The following is a 15,995-nucleotide window of genomic DNA, read 5'->3' as shown; positions in this document are numbered from 1 at the left end:
CACCCGGTTAGGTGAATAACAAAAGACCGGCTGGGTGCTACACCAGCCGGTCTTTTCACGAGTTGGAAGCCTGTTTTTAAGCTTAGGAATCCGTTTTGACGAATACCACCGGCGCTTTGTCGGCTGCGCTGATTTTGCGTCGAAACTCGACGTAGGCCGCATACTCCGTGCGCGAAAAGTGGGTGAGAGGCATACGCAGCTGCCGCACGTATTGCAGCGTGCCGTCGGGCAGGGCCAGCACCTGGCTGGAATAGGTGCCAAACGCTGTGGTCAGCTTCACCGGCGCCGGCAGACTCTCTGGCTTCATGCCGGCCGGCACGTGGATGCGGATGGTATCGGAATGAGTAAAGGCGTTGTCGAGCCAGATATCGGCTTGCCGCTCACCCACCGCGGCTGGCAGCGACGACCAGCGGCTGAGCAGGTTGGCCGACAGGAAAACCCGCCGCCCGCTCGGAGGAGCGAAGTTGGGCAGGGCCAAACCCAGGTTTTCGACCATCGTGGGCAAGCCCGTGGGCGCGCCGGGTGCCAGGCTGAACTTGGTGATGCTGAAATTAGCCAGCGGCAGAATATCGGCCACGCGCTTTTTCTGCTCGGCCGGGGCCAGGCTGTGAAACAGGGCGTTAAAATTGTCCTGCTCCAGCCCCGTGCGCAGCGTACGAACGGTGGCAGTGGCATTGCCCTGGGCATCGAGGTACACGTCAGCCCGCCGCTCGCGCCGGTTTTCGGCCACGCCGTAGCGGGGCGTGCGCACCAGCTTGCCACCGGCCGGCGTGAGCAGTAGCGCGTGCCGGTTGCCGGTAAAGCTGCCCATGTAGTTGAACTGGTTGGTCTGGCTGGTGCATTCCAGCCACACAGTGTCGGCCTTGGCGGCTTTGGTCAGGGGCACGCACAGAATGACGTGGTTGAACTGGCTGCTGGGAAAATCGGTGCGGATATCGGGCTCGTCGGCCCGCACCAGGGCGCAATAGGCTTTCACATCGGCGGCTTGCAGCAGGGCTTTGCAGTAGTTGGTCAGGGCTTTACAGTCGCCGTAGCCATTGGCTGCTACTGAGGAAGCCGGAAACGTTTGCCAGCCGCCGATACCCAGCTGGATGGAGATGTAGCGCGTGTTGGCCTGCAGAAACTCGTATACCTTGCGGATGCGGGCCCGCTCATCGGTTTCGCCCTGCACCAGGCTGGCAATCCGGGCCTTCATAGCAGCGGGTAGTTCGTCGCGGCCCGCATTCAGGTCGTAGTTCCACTGGCCCAGCGTTTGCCAGGAGTTGAGCGTGCCGTGGTGGCCCTGCACCTCAAACTCAGTGGGCGCGGTAAATACTGCCGGCGTCAGTTCGGCAACCGGGGGGGCATCGTGCTCTTCCTCCACTGCAGCCAGATTCTGCACCTGCCATTCGTATATTTCCATGCCGCCTTCGGCAGTATGCACTACCGAAGCACCGCTTGGCAAATGCTGCTCCTTGTAGCGTAGGGGAAGATTTGTAGGGGTTACTACCCGAAAAGTCGATTTCTCAACCGCCAGTTGCTCTTTGGGCTGCGCATACCACGACGAGTAAAACAGCGGGTTAGTGGAAACAACTTCGTACTCATATTCTACCGTGTACGGGTAGTTGGCCTGGCGCATATCGGCTGCGCGGCCCCGGCCGTCACTGGCCAGGCTGAAGCCGTCGGAAAGGCTGAAGTCGCGCACGTCGGCCGCCCGCAGCTGCCGGATGACTTTGCCGGCGGCATCGTACACGGTGCCGCGCAGGTAGCTCACCGTGTTCAGCTGGTCGTAGTATACCAGCTGTGTAGCCCAGTCGGCCCCGGCCTCATCCAGTATCGTCACGGCGTGGCGGTTGGTTTCCACCGTGCGGCTCACCGATTTTACCACCAGCGTCTGCTCTTCGTAACGCACCACGGCGTGGGCGTTTTCGCGCAGGGCCGCCGGCAGGTCGGCTACCGCATAGTGAGGAACCGCGCCCGCCGTGGCCGCCGATACAATTCCACTCTGGACCAGCAATACCGCTGCCACTGTTAATAAGGGCCGGCTCATGATTTCTTTTTCAGAACGATTTGCTCAGCCTGCTTGGCCAGCATCCGGTTGTAGAACTCGCGCAGGTAGGCATATTCCTCGGCCATATAAATCGGCTTGCGCAGACTCATGCGGCTGGCTATCTGCAGCGTACCCTGGCCGTTGTCGACGACGGTGTAGGAAAAGCGGCCCCCGTTGTCGGGCAAGTCCACGATGGCAGGCTTGGGCAGCTCCTCGGCCTGGTAGCCGGCCGGCAGCGTGATAGTCATCATCACGGTTTCGTCGGTTTGAGCGCCGAAATCGACCGGAAAGCGCCGTTCCTCGTGGCGAAACGGATTCTTGTCGCCGCTAAACTGCCGCATGGGGCTAAAGTAAATCGTGCCCACCGGCGTATCGGCACCCGGCGAAGAAAACTCGTAGTCGAGGGCCAGCGGCTTGGTCAGCACCTCCCGCTCCTTGAAGGCAAATTTGGGGATAGACCAGCCTTCGTGGCTACTTACGATTTCCTCCACAAACTTCTTTTCTCCATTCTTTTGCAGCTTTTCCCGGCTTTGCAAGGCTGCGTAGCCGCCGTGCTCCTGGTGAATTTTGCCCGTGTAGCCGCCTTTGTCATCCAGCACGAGCTGAATCTGGCGGTACTCCAGAAAGCGCTGCGAAGGCTGCAGATTTACCCAGCGCGACTGGCCCGCATCCGGCAGAATAAGCCGGCCGGCGCCGCTCAGGCAGCGCTCGGGCAGCATGCCGCAGGGGATGAGCTGCTCGGTGGCATCTACCAGCATTTCCTTGTCGTCAGGTAGGGCTATGTGGGCCACCACGTAGTTGAACTTGCTGATCAAAGGGAAGTTCTCGTTGATCATGCCATGGTCGCGGGTGCTCAGCAGCACGGGGTTGGCCGGAATACCGGCGTCGCGCAGCAGCGCAATCAGCAGCAGGTTCACGTCGCCGGCCGAGCCGCTGTGCTGGTCGTAGGCGCGGCGCAGCGGACCACTGGCGTAGTAGCGGTCGGTGCCGTTGTACTTCACCGATTTGCGGACCAGATCGTGCACGGCGGCAATGCGCTGCGGCACGTCGGGGTATTTGGCTACCAGGGCTGTGGTTTGCTCTTTTAAGAAGCCACCGCGCTTGAGCTGCACCCCGAAGTCGTCATCGTTGAGCAGAATGTCGTTGATTTTCTCCCAGGAGTTGAGCACGTTCTTGTAAGGCTCGTCGGGCCATTTGGTGCCGGCCAGCTCAAAGTCGATGCGGGAAACATAGTCGCGGACGGTGGTCATAAACGGCTCCGAGCGCAGGCCGGGTACGTCTTTCATGGCCCAGCGGTGGTTGGTTACCCGGGCCGTAATGGCCGTAGAGCCTGCCGAATGCGCCTCCTGGTTTACCTGCGTGGCCTGAGTACGACCCCAGCGGATGGTGTACTGGCCAGTGGTTTCGTCGCGCTCCTGCACGGCCAGGGGCTCGTAGCCCTGCATCACCATCTTGTAGTCCAGGTATTCGGGAATGGCGGCCCGGTACTCGCTCCAGCGGGTGGGAATGGCATTCTGGAACTGCCAGTCCTGAAAGTTAAAGACGAAATCGGACGTAATAGTATAGGAGTACTCCAGCACCGAACCCTCCCGTACGTTGGGCAGGGTAAACTTGCGGATCAGCGTATTTTCCGAGGCCTGCTCCGTAAACACGGCCGACGTTTCCAGCTTATCCTTCACCACCTGGTTGTTGACCAGGTTGTAGGTGTAGCCGCGCAGGCTGGTAAGCTTTTCCGCGTCCGAGTTCTTCTTGTAGAGCGGTACCTGCACGGTAGCCCAGTCGTAGCCCGACTTTTTCAGAATTTTAATGCGCGTTACCCGCTCAAACACGATTTTCATGCCGCTTTCACCCACCTCGAAGCGCGAGCGGCCAAAGTCGCAGAGGATAACCGCTTCGGCGGCACTGTCGGCCACGAAGTTGGCCCCGGTCAGGTCGCGCTCATCAATCTTGCCGAACTTAATGGGGTCGGCCTGACCCAAAGCGGGCAGGGCAGCACACACGCCAAGTGTAACCGCCGCCGCAACCCGGCGCAGTAAAATTGTAATCATACAGGAAAAATGTAATGAAAGAGAGAAGTAACAGGATCAGCAGCTTCGGCCCTGGTAGCACGAAAGCAGTGGAATTGAACAGTAGATAGAGGCGAAAGAGAAGGGGCGGATAAGTTGTAATATAAAGGTGAGAAATTTCAACGGCACTACAAACTTCATCCGTTTTTCATGCTGTCAGCCTTATAACCTCACACACGAGTTTGGGCCTTCGGTCTTGGTAAAGCCTGGTGCGCCGCGGTGCTGTACAATTCCGGCACACAGTGGCCAATCGGGATGATAAGCCCAGCGGGGCGGGGTGCCATGCCCACCAGGCTGTCAGGCTCCCGCGGCCGGCTGCTTTTTCACGCCCCACAGCAGATAAATCAGCGCCAGCAGCGTGCAGCCCACGCTCATGGCGTGTACGTAGGGCAGGCGGCCGTCGATGTTGCTATACACCCAGCCGGCCAGCAGCGCGCCCAGCCCAATACCAACTTCGAGGGCAATGTACATGGTAGCCACGGCCCGGCCCCGCCGCGCCGGGTGGCTTAGGTCCACGGTCCAGGCGTAGAGCGTGGGCGAATTGAGGCCGGTAGCCAGCCCAAACAGCATAGCCGCGCCCAGAAACAGCGGTACCGAGTGCTCCACGAGCGTGAGCAGGACCAGGGCTACCACCATCATCACCGTCGATACGCGCAGCACCGGCAGGCGGCCGTACTTGTCGGAGGCGCGGCCGGCCACTAGGCGCACCACCAACGAGGCCAGCGTGTAGCAGGTGTAGAACAGGCCTTTGTCGGCAGCTTTGAGGCCCAGTACCCGGCTTTGGTCGGGCACGATGGTTAGAATGGCCCCGAACGGGAACAGACACAGCAGCGTCACGAGGGCTGGGGCCAGCACCTGGGGTTCCAGAATCTCGTGCCAGTTGAGGCGTAGCAGGCTCCAGCTAAAACGCTGCCGCTGCTCGGCGGGCAGGGTTTCGGTCATGGTGCCCTGTACTGCTAAACTCAGCAAAGCTAGGCCGGAGGAGCAGTAAAACAGCGTGTCGAGTGAGGTAGCGGCCGTAATCTGCGGCCCTAGCGCCGGCCCGGCGGCCATGCCCAGGGAGCCGGCCACGCCCAGCAGGCCCATGGCCTCGCCCCGTCGCTCGTAGGGAATGATATCGGCAATAAAGGCGGCCGTGCCGGTAGGCTTGAAGCCTGTGCTGAAGCCGTGCAGCAGCCGCAGCCCCATAAAGCCCACCACGGTAGTTACCCAGGGGTAAAAGAAGCCGCACACAAAGCACACCAACGAGCCGAACACCATCACCGGAATGCGCCCCACGGTATCGGCCAGCTTGCCGCTGAAAGGCCGCGAAAGGCCCGCCGTGAGGGTAAACAGCGCAATGATGAAGCCTTTGTACTCGGCCCCGCCCAGCCGCGTCAGAAAGTCGGGCAGCTCGGGCAGGAGCATGTTGAAGCTCATGAAAAACAGAAACGACGACAGGCACATCAGCCAGAAACCGGCAGTGTACACCTTGGTTTTGGTGGGCAGCATTCAGGGCAAACACGGTACGGCCGCAAAGGTCGGCAGAAAATCCGGGCGTGGCCGCTATGGGGTAAAGTAAAGCAAGGGTAAAACGGCCGTTTTAAGCTGAGGGGCAAAAAGAAGCCCCAGCGGCGGGAGCGGCGGGGGCTTCTGGTTTATTGCGGGTGAAAGTGTAGTTGGCGCACCATTACTGTAGGCGTTCCGGGCAGGAGGCCAAACCGGCTAGCTTGCCCGCTTCTTGGCATTTTTGCCACTTTTGGACAGCACCGCAGTTGCATATTTTGCAATGGTTGCCTGCGCGTAATCGAGCGTCATCGACTGCCCCATTACCGCCTCGTAGCGGATCATCTCTTTGTTTACGTCGTTCAGGCCGGATTTCACGGTACTGCGCAGCTTCTGCGGATTCTGCTGCGTCTCGGGGCGGGCCGCCGCCTTGGCTACCTCGCGGTTAAAGTCGTTGAGGGCGCTGACCAGCTTCTGACTGGCCGATACTTTTTCAACCCGCGCGGCGTCCTGCAGAAACTGCGCGGCTACCTGCTGGTCGAAGGTGCCTTTGGCGCTCATGGCTTCCAGGGCCGCCGTCGAGGGCATACGCTCGGCTTTCGGGGCCGTGGCCGGATCGAAGCCCAGTAGGGCAGTGGTGAGCGAGGTAAGGGTGGCGCGGTAGGCCGTAACTTTTTCTAGCAGCTGCGCGGGCTCCTGCTTGCTCCACCACTCGTTGTCGAGTAGCTCTTTGCTGATGTTCTGCCAGTCCTGCATCCCTTGCTCTGGGAGCGAGCGGGCGTCCTGGGCGGTCATTACCTGGCCGGGCAAAAATACGTCCCGGTAATTTTTCGTGGCCAGCTGCGCCAGCGCCTGCTCGTCGGCCTTTTTGCGGGCGGCCGTTTGGGTGGCATTGGGGGCCGGGTGCACCAGCCGCAGACTGTCCTGGCGCCGGGCGAGACGAGCCAACTCAGCAGTGGCTTTCAGCTCGGCCTCCTGCTGCTTGGCTACCCGTTTCTCTCGTTGTGCTTTCCACTCCGCCAGCTGCGCGCGGGAAGCCGCCGAGGAATTCATGCGCGACATGGACCGCTCCATCGTCCTCCGCTGAAAATCGTTGGACATCTGGGCCTGCTGCCGCGACATATTGTACTGGGCATTGCCATAGCTGGAGCCATTCATTTGGGCCGCGGCCGACAGTGGAAGGGCCAGCAACAGAAGTAGAGGTATTCTCATGGAATGAAAAAGGGCTGGGGTTAGGTTTAATAGGTTTTGTGCGGTACTCACACCGGGCAAGATAAGCAGGAGCGGGGCAGTTGTATATAGTCTCACACCGGAGGCTTTCGGTTTTTTTAGCGGCTGAAGTAGCCGCGCCCGCCGTGAGCGGGCCCGCGGCGGGCGTGGCGTCGCGCAGGTGGGTTCCGGGTTAGTTCAGAGGCTGGCCAGTAGTCTGTTTATTAGCCGAATGGTATATCATGTACTACTGCAGATGAAGCCCTATTCCCCTGCCAAAACGGCCGCTCACCAACTCCGGCCCGAAGTATGACGTAGCCGGGGTCTATGTCTTGGTTATCCCAAAAGTTTGCGAAAATATCGGCCAAGCGGCCCCGGCCCGACGGTAAGCCCGCCCTCAGCGTGCGGGAGCGGGTATCGGCCCTGAAAAACCTGCCTGAGTTTCTGGGCCTCATCTGGGAAACCAGCCCCGCCCTGACGCTGGCCAATATCGGGCTACGGCTGCTGCGGGCAGCCCTGCCGGTGGCTATGCTCTATGTGGCCCGCCTCATTCTGGATACCGTCATCGGGCTGTCGCGCATGCCCGGCAGCTCGCTCACGCCGGTTATCGGGCTGGTGGGGCTGGAGTTCGGGCTGGCGGTGCTCTCCGATGTGCTGGGCCGGGGCGTGGCCCTGCTCGACTCGCTGCTCGGCGACTTGTTTGCCAACCGCTCCTCCATTCGGCTGATGGAGCACGCTGGCCAGCTCGACCTCGACCAGTTCGAAGACAGCGCCTTTTACGACAAGCTGGAGCGGGCCCGCCGCCAGACGTTGTCGCGCACCGTGCTCATGTCGCAGGTCCTGTCGCAGGCCCAGGATATTATTACGATGCTGTTTCTGGCCGTGGGCCTGGCCGCTTTCAACCCCTGGCTGCTTTTGCTGCTGCTCGTGGCAGTAGTGCCGGCCTTTTTAGGCGAGTCGCACTTCAATGAGCGCAGCTACTCGCTGGTACATAGCTGGACGCCCGAGCGGCGCGAGCTAGACTACCTGCGTCAGACCGGGGCCAGCGACGAAACGGCCAAGGAAGTAAAGATTTTCGGGCTGTCGGGCTTTCTCATCGAGCGGTTCCGGCTGCTCTCGGATGAGTTTTACCGCAAGAACAAGACGCTGGTGGTGCGGCGGGCTGGCTGGGGGGCGCTGTTTGCCGCCATCGGGGCCGGCGGCTACTACGCGGCCTACCTCTACATCATTGCCCAAACCGTGCGGGGCAGCATTTCCATCGGGCAGCTCACGTTTCTGGCCGGCTCCTTTGCCCGCATGCGGGGCCTGCTCGAAGGCATTCTGAGCCGTTTTAGCAGCGTGGCTGAGGGGGCCCTGTACCTGCAGGATTTTTTCGACTTCTTCCATTTGCAGCCCCACATTGTGCGGGCCGCCGATAAGTCCGTGCGGCCGTTTCCGCGCCCTATCCAGCTCGGTTTCGAGTTCGACAACGTGGGCTTCCAGTACCGGGGCTCGGGTAAATGGGCCATTCGCCACCTGAGCTTTATGCTACGGGCCGGCGAAAAGCTGGCGCTGGTGGGCGAAAACGGGGCCGGCAAAACCACGCTCGTCAAGCTGCTCTCCCGCCTCTACGACCCCACCGAGGGCCGCATCCTGCTCGACGGCCACGATTTGCGCGAGTACGACCCGGCTGAGCTCCGTCAGGAAATCGGGGTTATTTTCCAGGACTTTGTGCGCTTCCAGCTCTCGGCCAGCCAGAACCTGGCCGTGGGCCGCATCGAGGAAAAGGAAAATCAGGACCGGATTCAAACTGCCGCCGCCCAGAGTCTGGCTGATACGGTTATCAAGAAGCTGCCCGGCGGCTACGACCAGATGATTGGCCGCCGCTTTGCGGGAGGAGTAGACCTGAGCGGGGGTGAGTGGCAGAAAATAGCTCTGGGCCGGGCCTACATGCGCGAGGCCCAGCTCCTGATTCTGGACGAGCCCACTGCCGCCCTCGATGCCCGCGCCGAGCACGAGGTGTTCCAACGCTTCGCCGACCTGACTCAGGGCAAGACAGCCGTGCTCATTTCGCACCGCTTCAGCACCGTGCGAATGGCCGACCGGATTCTGGTTATCGAAAACGGGCAGTTCGTCGAAATTGGCTCGCACGAGGAGCTACTGGCCCGCAACGGCCGCTATTCCGAGCTGTTTGCGCTGCAGGCCGCCGGCTACCGGTAGGATACAAATACCCGGCGCAGAATGGCCCTGGCAGCCGGGAAAACGCGGATTGAAATTTTTTTGCGACTTTTTTTGAGGTCCAGCCAATACATAAGGCGCTAGGATGTCGTATCTTAGGAGGTACCACCTTTGAGCAAATCCGCGCCCATGAAACTCACCTCTACACTACTGCTCGGGCTGAGTCTGGCCCTTTCGGGCTGCTTTGCCGCCCGCGAAGCCCGCATCGAGTCTGATTATAGTTATACGGGCAACTTTCGGCGCTACCGCACCTACGAGTTCGTAACCGGGCAGGGGCTGGCCGCCGATACGAGCAAGCTGGGCGAGGTGCTACGCGACGCCATCCGGACCCGGATGCGGGTGCAGGGCTACAAGCCCGCCCGCAGCCGCCCCGATCTGCTGGTCATGTTCCGGCTGTTTGAGGGCGACATGGCCTTTCGCGGCTACGCCCAGGAAGACCTCACCCACTGGCTGACCACCGGCATGGTGGAAGACGAAGAAACACCCAAGGAAAGCCGGCAGGGCTATCAGCCCGTGCGGATGGTACTGGCCGAGGGCACCTTGCTGGTCACGCTCATCGACAACCGCACCAACCGGGCGGTCTGGAATGGCTACGCTTCCGGCGTCACGGTGCCGCCCGGCGTGCAGGGCGAGGTGGTGCTGCGCCGCTCGGTGCGCTCCATCTTCGACCAGTACCACGTCTTCACCGAAGGCTACCTGGACGGGGGCAACCAATAAGTAGTGAAGCTGGCTGGCAGCCGCTTGAAACAGAAAAGCACGTCATGCTGAACATGGCGTGCTTTTCTGTTTCCCTGAGTTACGGACCTGAATAAGCTCGGCCGCCACGCTAATGGCTATTTCTTCTGGTGTACGGCTGTGAATGGGTAAGCCAATCGGGGCGTGCAAATGCGCCAATTCAGCTGTTGAGTAGCCCGATGTGAGCAGGCTGTTTAGCAGCTCTTTTATTTTGGCCGCACTGCCCATCAGCCCCAAGTATTTCACCCGGTGCCGCAGCAGTTGCCGCAGCGCCACCTCATCGGGCCGATAGCCGAAGGTCATAATTACCACGTACTGGTGGGGGCCTTCCGGCACCTGCGCGGCCAGCGTATCGTAGGGCACGGTGGGCTTGTGGTGGGCGTAGGGGTTTTGCTGGTGGGTGTTCAGCTCGGGCCGGTCGTCGATTACCGTTATTTCGAAGTCGAGGGTAGCGGCCACGCGCGAGAGGGCCAGTGCCACGTGCCCACCGCCGATAATCGTGAGCTGGTCGCGGAAGCCAAGCCGCTCCTGGTAGTGCCAGTTTGGGCCGGGGTGGTAGCGGTAGAAATCGGCTGCTGTGTTGTCGTTAACTATCTGAATTCCGGCCACCGAGAGGTGCAGCACACCGTGGCTCTTTTGCAGCAAAGCCTGACGGATGGCCTCCACTACCGGTAAATCGGCTGGCTTTACCGGGTACAGCAGAATCACCTGCTCGCCCGAGCAAATCATGCCCGAACGGTCTTCGGGAGCCTCCTTGCGGTGAATCTGCGGCCGGATCAGCATTTCCGGATTGCCTTCCCGCAGCCGGGCCCGGGCCAGCTCCACAAACTTGTGCTCCATAATGCCGCCCCCGATGGAGCCCGCCATACCGTCGGCGGCCACGCTCATCTTAAATCCCTGCCGGCCCGGGCTGCTGCCCGTGCTGCTGAGCACGCACAGCAGCATTACCGGCTGGCCCATTTGCAGGGTAGCGGCCACGTGCTGCCACACCGCAAAGTCGCGTGGAGTTGAAGGAGTGCCCGAAAGTTGATTCACCAATTGCACGCTGGATGCTGGAAAAAAGCCGTGCCACCAACCCGCGAAAGGTCGGTGGCACGGCGGTAAAAGGAGTGGTTAGGCTACGGCCGGAGCGGTACTAGCTGCAAGCGGGGCCGGGGCCGGCACACCAGTCGGGTACAGATTCAGCAACGCTTTTTCGGGCGTAATAGGGGCCGAAAAAGCGGGCCGGTGCGCGGGCCGGAAGGCACTGATGGCGTCGCGCAGGGCGAAATAAGCCCCGATGCCGTACATCAGCGGCGGCTCACCCACGGCTTTGGAGCGCAGAATGGCCCGCGGATGGCCCGGCGTATCCAGGAAATGCACGTCGATGCGCTGGGGCACCGAGTACAGGTCCGGAATCTTGTAGCTGTTGAGCGAGTTGCTGAGCAGCCGGCCTTCCTCGTTGTAGATCAGCTCCTCCATTGTCATCCAGCCGATGCCCTGCACCGCGCCGCCCTCAATCTGGCCCTGGTCGATGGCCGGACTCATGCTTTCCCCGAAATCGTGCACGATGCGCAGCGCGTCAAAGGTGTAGGTGCCGCGCAAGCAGTCGAGCGTGACGGTGGTGTAGGCCGTGCCGTACACGTGGTAGGCAAACGGATAGCCCTGGTTGGTTACCGGGTCGAAATGAATGTCGGGCGTGGCATAGTGGGCGTTTTCGGTCAGGTTCACCCGCTTCCAGTACGCCGACGATACCAGCTTTTCCCAGTTGGTATCGGCGGGTACGCCGGCGGCCAGCACCTGCTCGTCCCGGATTTCCAGGCCTTCGTAATTCAAAGTGTATTCCAGCACGGCGTGCTGCAACAGTCGCTCCCGCAGGGCTTCACAGGCCATCTGGGTGGCTTTGCCGTTGAGGTCGGCGGTGGCGCTGGCGGCGGAAGGGGAGGTGTTGGCCACCCGCGTCGTGTTCGTCGATTCCACCTTGATGCGGTTAGGTGAAATACCCAGCGTCTGGGCCGCTACCTGCGCAATCTTGGTGTTCACGCCCTGGCCCATTTCCACCGCGCCGGTGCTTACGCCCACGGTGCCGTCGGTGTAGATGTGCACCAGGGCGCGGGCCTGGTTCATGGGCGTTTTAGTAAAGGAGATGCCGAAGCAGATGGGCATCACCGACAACCCCTTTTTCAGCCGCTCATTCTGCTGGTTGAAGGCTTCCACTTCGCTGCGCAGCTTTTGCAGGCCGTAGACCTTGTCGGCCGTGTCCCAGGCCAGCTCGGCGTTGCACATTTCGGCCGGCTGCCGGTAGGAGAACAGGTCGTTTTCGTGCAGTAGGTTGCGCCGCTGAATCGCGCTGGGCGAAACTCCCAGGGTTTCGGCTGCCTTCACAATGGCCGATTCCATCACAAACATACCCTGCGGCCCGCCGAAGCCCCGGAAGGCGGTATTGGGCGGCAAATTGGTGCGGCAGCTGTAGGCCGTAGCCGTTACGTTGGGCACGAAATACGCATTCGTGGCGTGAAACAGCGTGCGCTCCAGCACAGCCGGCGAGAGGTCGGCGGCAGCCCCGGCGTTCTGGTAGAAGGTGACTTCGTAAGCCAGGATCCGCAGGTTTTCGTCGAGGCCGATGCGGAAGTCGGAGGTGTAGGGGTGGCGCTTGCCGGTCATGCGCATGTCGGCCATCCGGTCGAGCACCAGCTTCACGGGCCGGCGTACCACGAAGGCGCCCAGCGCGGCCAGCGCGCCCCAGGGCGTGGCCTGGTCTTCTTTGCCACCGAAGCCGCCGCCGAGGCGCGTCACATCCACTTCCACCTGGTGCATCCCGATGCCGAGTACGTGCGCCGTGTGGCGCTGCACGGCCGTGGGGCCCTGGGTGGAGGAAATGATGCGTACACCGCCCATTTCCGTCGGGAAAGCATAGGCGCCCTGCGTTTCAATATACAGGTGCTCCTGCCCGCCTGACTCCGCTTCGCCCTCGAAAACGTGCGCGCACTGGCTCCAGGTCGCCGCCGAGTCGCCGATGCGGAAGGTGCGCGGCGGCACGATCAGCTCGCCCTGGGCCGCGGCCACGCGTGGGTCGGTGATGACGGGCAGCGGGTCGATATCGACGCGGATGTGGCGGATAGCGGCCTGGGCTTGGTGCTCGGTTTCGGCCAGAACGAGGGCAATGGGCTGCCCCCGGAAGTGCACGTGGCCCTCGGCCAGCAGCGGCTCATCGGGTACGATGCCGCCAATCTGGTTTTCGCCGGGAATGTCGGCCGCCGTCAGAATGCGGAATACGCCGGGCGCTTGCAGGGCCTCGTCGAGGTGAATAGCGCGCAGCACCCCGTGGGCCAGCGGCGACTCAAACAACACCGCGTGTAGGGTGCCCTGCTGCACCGGAACGTCATCCAGATATTGGGATTCGCCGCGCACGTGGCGCACCGGGTCAAGATGATTCATGGAAGGAATATTCAGAGAGAAGCCTTGGCTTTAAATAGGCGCGTCTTCCCGGAAGTGTTTTAAGAAATCGGCTGTCATCCTGAGCTTGCGAAGGACCTTATCACGCCAAAACAAGTTGTTCAATCATGATAAGGTCCTTCACAAGCTCAGGATGACAGTTAGTGTGACAACGTCAGCACGCGAGATGTCTCGCGTTGCTCGGCATGACGGTCTGATACGCGGCTTTTACACCAATTCGCGGAAGCTGAGGCGCTCGGGGAAAAACTCCAGGAAATGCGCCAGCAGCAATTGACGCAGCAGCAGGCGCTTGTACTCCACGGTGCCACGGGCGTCGCTGATGGGACTGATTTCCTGCTGGGCTATTTCAGTAGCCGCCGCCACGGTTTCGGCACCGATTTCCTTGCCGACCAGAAACTCCGCGGTACGGGCCAGAAACAGCGGCGTGGGACCCACGCCGCCCGCCGAAATGCGCGCTTCCCGCACGAAGCCGCCCTCGGCCCGCAGCCACATGGCCGAATTCACGCTGGCAATATCGAGGTGGGTGCGCTTGGATACCTTCTCGAAGTTGAAAAAGACGCCGGGTTGGGGCGCGGCAAAGCTGATTTCGAGGACCTGCTCTTCGGGGGCTTTATTCAGGGTTTTGTAGCCGCTGTAGAGCTCCCGCAGCAGCACGTCGCGCTGGGCACCGCCGGGCGTACCTAGGGTTACGGTGGCGTTCAGGGCCAGGAAAAAGATGGTTAGGTCGCCGATGGGGGAGGCGTTGATGAAGTTGCCGGCCACGGTACCCATGTTGCGAATTGGCGTCGACGAGACGAGCTTCATATAGCTGTGCAGGCGCGGAAACAGCTGCTGCATCAGGGGCGAGGAGCGCAGGTTTTCGGCCGTGGTAGCGGCACCCAGCACGACGCGCCCGTCGGCTTCCTGCCGGATGCCGCGCAGGCCGGGCCGGTCGTATACCAGTTGCACGGGTACTTCGCGCACGTGCTCGGGGCGCTGCACCAGCAGGTCGGTGCCGCCGCCGAGAATCTGTGGGGCTTCGGTAGAATGGCCGTTGGTGGCCGGCACGCTGGTCAGTTCCGTGCGTAGGGCCTGGAGCTTAGAGGGCACCTCCTTGAAATAAGTTGGCACAAACTGCTGCTCGCTCAGCCAGCTTACCACGTTTTCGGTAGGGCGGTGGGCCAGCTGACTGGTGAGCAGTGCCGTGGCCCGCTCCAAGGATTTGTAGCCCGTGCAGCGGCAGATATTGCCGTCGATGGCAGCCAGGCCGGTTTCGGTGGTGGCGGGCTGGCTGCTCAGGCTGTGGCCGGTGAGCGACATGACAAAGCCCACGGTGCAGAAGCCGCACTGCGAGCCGCCTTCCTGCACAATGGCCTGCTGCACTGGTGTGAGCGTGCCGGCCGCCGCGTTGATGCCTTCCACCGTCACGATGTGCTTGCCGTGCGCATTGCCCAGCGGCGTGAGGCAGGAGGTCATGGACTGGTACTGCACGGTGCCATCGGGCTGCAGCTCGCCCACCAGTACGGTGCAGGCCCCACAGTCGCCCTCGCGGCAGCCGATTTTGGTGCCTTTTAGATGTTGCTGGTAGCGCACAAAATCCAACAGGGTGCTGCCCGCGGGCTGCTCGGTGCGAATGCGCTGATTATTGAGGTAAAAATGAAGCATGCGAAGCGGAAAAAACCAAAGCGAAGAGCGGAAGTTAGTAAAAAGTCGGCACGCCGGAAAGCCAGGCTCTGTCATTGAAGCCGGCTGTTGCCCCCAGCGGCTGATTTCGGGTAGCCTCTAAAAGCAACGCCCGGCCACCGGCAGCGCGGTAGTCGGGCGTTGGAAAGAAAGTACGGATAGTTACCGGCGGCCGGTGGGAATGCGGAACTGCACGCCAATGGAGGGAATAAAGGTCATGCCGCTGAGCTTGGCGCTCTTGCTGTTCAGCAGCTGGTAAGTGCCGTAGTTTTGGTAGTACATAGCCAGAGCCGGCACGATGTAGGCGTAGCGGAAACCGACTTTCACGTTCACGAAAGCCCCGTACGACGAGAAGCTTTGCTTGCGCTCCGGCAAGCTCGGAATCAGCTGGCTGGCCGAGTTGCTGACGTAGATATTGCGCGGATCGAAGCCGTAGCGCAGAAACGTGTGCGAGTACACCACGCCGTAAGAAATGGCTCCGATTTCCTCTTCCGGTCCGAAGGAATGGCTGAACACCAGCGGTACCAGCAAATCGTTGCGGGTGGCCCGGAACTGCAGTAGGCCGTTGATGTCGTCGAGGTAAGGAATGTCGGGCAGCTTGGCACGCTGGGTGGCAAATTGCAGCCCGATGCTGCCGTACATGGCGCCGGCCGCGCCGCCGGGTTGCTCGGGTGTGCCCACGGGACCCATAAACTGGTACATGCCATCAAAAACATGGGAGCCAAACGCGTACTTGTAGCCCACGTCGAGCCGGTCGATGACGCCATAGCGCACGTACAGGTCGGGGGCCGTCTGTACGGGGTCCAGCACGTATGCCAGGGCCGCCACCTGCAGCTTTTCCACCAGCTCCCCGGAGGTGCTGTAGTCTACTTTATCCTGGCTGGCCAGCTGGGTGGCGGCTTCCTTCACGGCCGAGCTGGTTTTGCTGATGGTTTCCGTCGGGAGGTTAAATGCCAGGTTGCCGCCAGCCTTGAATTCGCCCTTGGGCGTCACTTTGCCCGACATCGTCATGATGCGGGGCGCGGTGCAGCTGGTGGCTAGCAGCGTAGTCAGAGAAGCCAGGGCCAGGCCGGCACGCAGGAGAGTAGGTCGTTTCATAAGCTAAAAGCAGCCAGTACGGCTAGAGTAGGAGGGGAGAAGCCAGCAAGGCCCGTTAA

At 61.4% G+C, this 15,995-nt stretch carries 10 protein-coding genes; 2 read left to right on the top strand and 8 right to left on the bottom strand.

The genetic code is table 11. From position 1 onward, the window contains the following. Positions 1-82: 82 nt before the first annotated feature. The 4 genes from LGH74_RS11180 to LGH74_RS11165 all read right to left on the bottom strand — a co-directional run bounded on the left by LGH74_RS11180 (position 83) and on the right by LGH74_RS11165 (position 6,792). Entirely contained in the window at positions 83-2,029 is a 1,947-nt protein-coding gene (locus LGH74_RS11180; protein ID WP_226175670.1) for a DUF3857 domain-containing protein, read from the bottom strand. Beyond that, positions 2,026-4,077 (bottom strand): transglutaminase family protein, encoded by a 2,052-nt coding sequence (locus LGH74_RS11175; RefSeq protein ID WP_226175668.1) that lies wholly within the window; start codon positions 4,075-4,077, stop codon positions 2,026-2,028. Before LGH74_RS11175 ends, LGH74_RS11180 begins: the two co-directional genes overlap by 4 nt. A 315-nt stretch (positions 4,078-4,392) precedes the next feature. Continuing rightward, the gene (locus tag LGH74_RS11170) at positions 4,393-5,586 is read right to left on the bottom strand and encodes an MFS transporter (protein ID WP_226175665.1); all 1,194 of its coding nucleotides are present in this window, start codon (positions 5,584-5,586) and stop codon (positions 4,393-4,395) included. A gap of 213 nt (positions 5,587-5,799) precedes the next feature. Next, complete coding sequence (locus LGH74_RS11165) at positions 5,800-6,792, bottom strand: hypothetical protein (protein ID WP_226175664.1); 993 nt, start codon at positions 6,790-6,792, stop codon at positions 5,800-5,802. A 324-nt stretch (positions 6,793-7,116) separates the two neighbouring features. On the opposite strand from LGH74_RS11165, the gene LGH74_RS11160 reads away from it, so the two are divergent. Both LGH74_RS11160 and LGH74_RS11155 read left to right on the top strand, forming a co-directional pair. Next, positions 7,117-8,988, top strand: coding sequence for an ABC transporter ATP-binding protein (locus LGH74_RS11160; RefSeq protein ID WP_226175662.1), 1,872 nt, complete (start codon positions 7,117-7,119; stop codon positions 8,986-8,988). A gap of 147 nt (positions 8,989-9,135) precedes the next feature. Then, on the top strand, positions 9,136-9,723 hold the full coding sequence (locus tag LGH74_RS11155) for a DUF4136 domain-containing protein (protein ID WP_226175660.1): 588 nt from the start codon (positions 9,136-9,138) through the stop codon (positions 9,721-9,723). Positions 9,724-9,765: 42 nt separating this feature from the next. Here the strand turns inward: LGH74_RS11155 and LGH74_RS11150 are convergent, their stop codons facing one another. The 4 genes from LGH74_RS11150 to LGH74_RS11135 form a co-directional block, all read right to left on the bottom strand. Continuing rightward, positions 9,766-10,776: an XdhC family protein gene (locus tag LGH74_RS11150; protein WP_226175659.1), complete on the bottom strand. Its 1,011-nt coding sequence runs from the start codon at positions 10,774-10,776 to the stop codon at positions 9,766-9,768. 78 nt (positions 10,777-10,854) lie between these two features. Further along, positions 10,855-13,158 carry a xanthine dehydrogenase molybdopterin binding subunit gene (locus LGH74_RS11145; protein ID WP_226175658.1) on the bottom strand — a complete coding sequence of 768 codons (2,304 nt, stop codon included), beginning with the start codon at positions 13,156-13,158 and terminating at the stop codon, positions 10,855-10,857. Positions 13,159-13,383: 225 nt separating this feature from the next. Continuing rightward, positions 13,384-14,820 (bottom strand): FAD binding domain-containing protein, encoded by a 1,437-nt coding sequence (locus tag LGH74_RS11140; RefSeq protein WP_226175656.1) that lies wholly within the window; start codon positions 14,818-14,820, stop codon positions 13,384-13,386. Positions 14,821-15,000: 180 nt separating this feature from the next. Beyond that, entirely contained in the window at positions 15,001-15,936 is a 936-nt protein-coding gene (locus LGH74_RS11135) for a hypothetical protein (RefSeq protein ID WP_226175654.1), read from the bottom strand. Between the last annotated feature and the right edge of the window lie 59 nt (positions 15,937-15,995).

The sequence above is a fragment of the Hymenobacter lucidus genome (genome assembly GCF_020447265.1).
Lineage (GTDB): Bacteria > Bacteroidota > Bacteroidia > Cytophagales > Hymenobacteraceae > Hymenobacter > Hymenobacter lucidus.
Note: the sequence above shows the minus strand (reverse complement) of the source record. Positions and strands in the feature narration are given on the sequence as shown.

Coding starts and splice junctions, on each gene's coding strand:
- LGH74_RS11135 (WP_226175654.1), bottom strand. CDS start 15,936: ATGAAACGACCTACTCTCCTGCGTGCCGGCCTGGCCCTGGCTTCTCTG.
- LGH74_RS11170 (WP_226175665.1), bottom strand. CDS start 5,586: ATGCTGCCCACCAAAACCAAGGTGTACACTGCCGGTTTCTGGCTGATG.
- LGH74_RS11175 (WP_226175668.1), bottom strand. CDS start 4,077: ATGATTACAATTTTACTGCGCCGGGTTGCGGCGGCGGTTACACTTGGC.
- LGH74_RS11140 (WP_226175656.1), bottom strand. CDS start 14,820: ATGCTTCATTTTTACCTCAATAATCAGCGCATTCGCACCGAGCAGCCC.
- LGH74_RS11165 (WP_226175664.1), bottom strand. CDS start 6,792: ATGAGAATACCTCTACTTCTGTTGCTGGCCCTTCCACTGTCGGCCGCG.
- LGH74_RS11180 (WP_226175670.1), bottom strand. CDS start 2,029: ATGAGCCGGCCCTTATTAACAGTGGCAGCGGTATTGCTGGTCCAGAGT.
- LGH74_RS11160 (WP_226175662.1), top strand. CDS start 7,117: ATGTCTTGGTTATCCCAAAAGTTTGCGAAAATATCGGCCAAGCGGCCC.
- LGH74_RS11145 (WP_226175658.1), bottom strand. CDS start 13,158: ATGAATCATCTTGACCCGGTGCGCCACGTGCGCGGCGAATCCCAATAT.
- LGH74_RS11155 (WP_226175660.1), top strand. CDS start 9,136: ATGAAACTCACCTCTACACTACTGCTCGGGCTGAGTCTGGCCCTTTCG.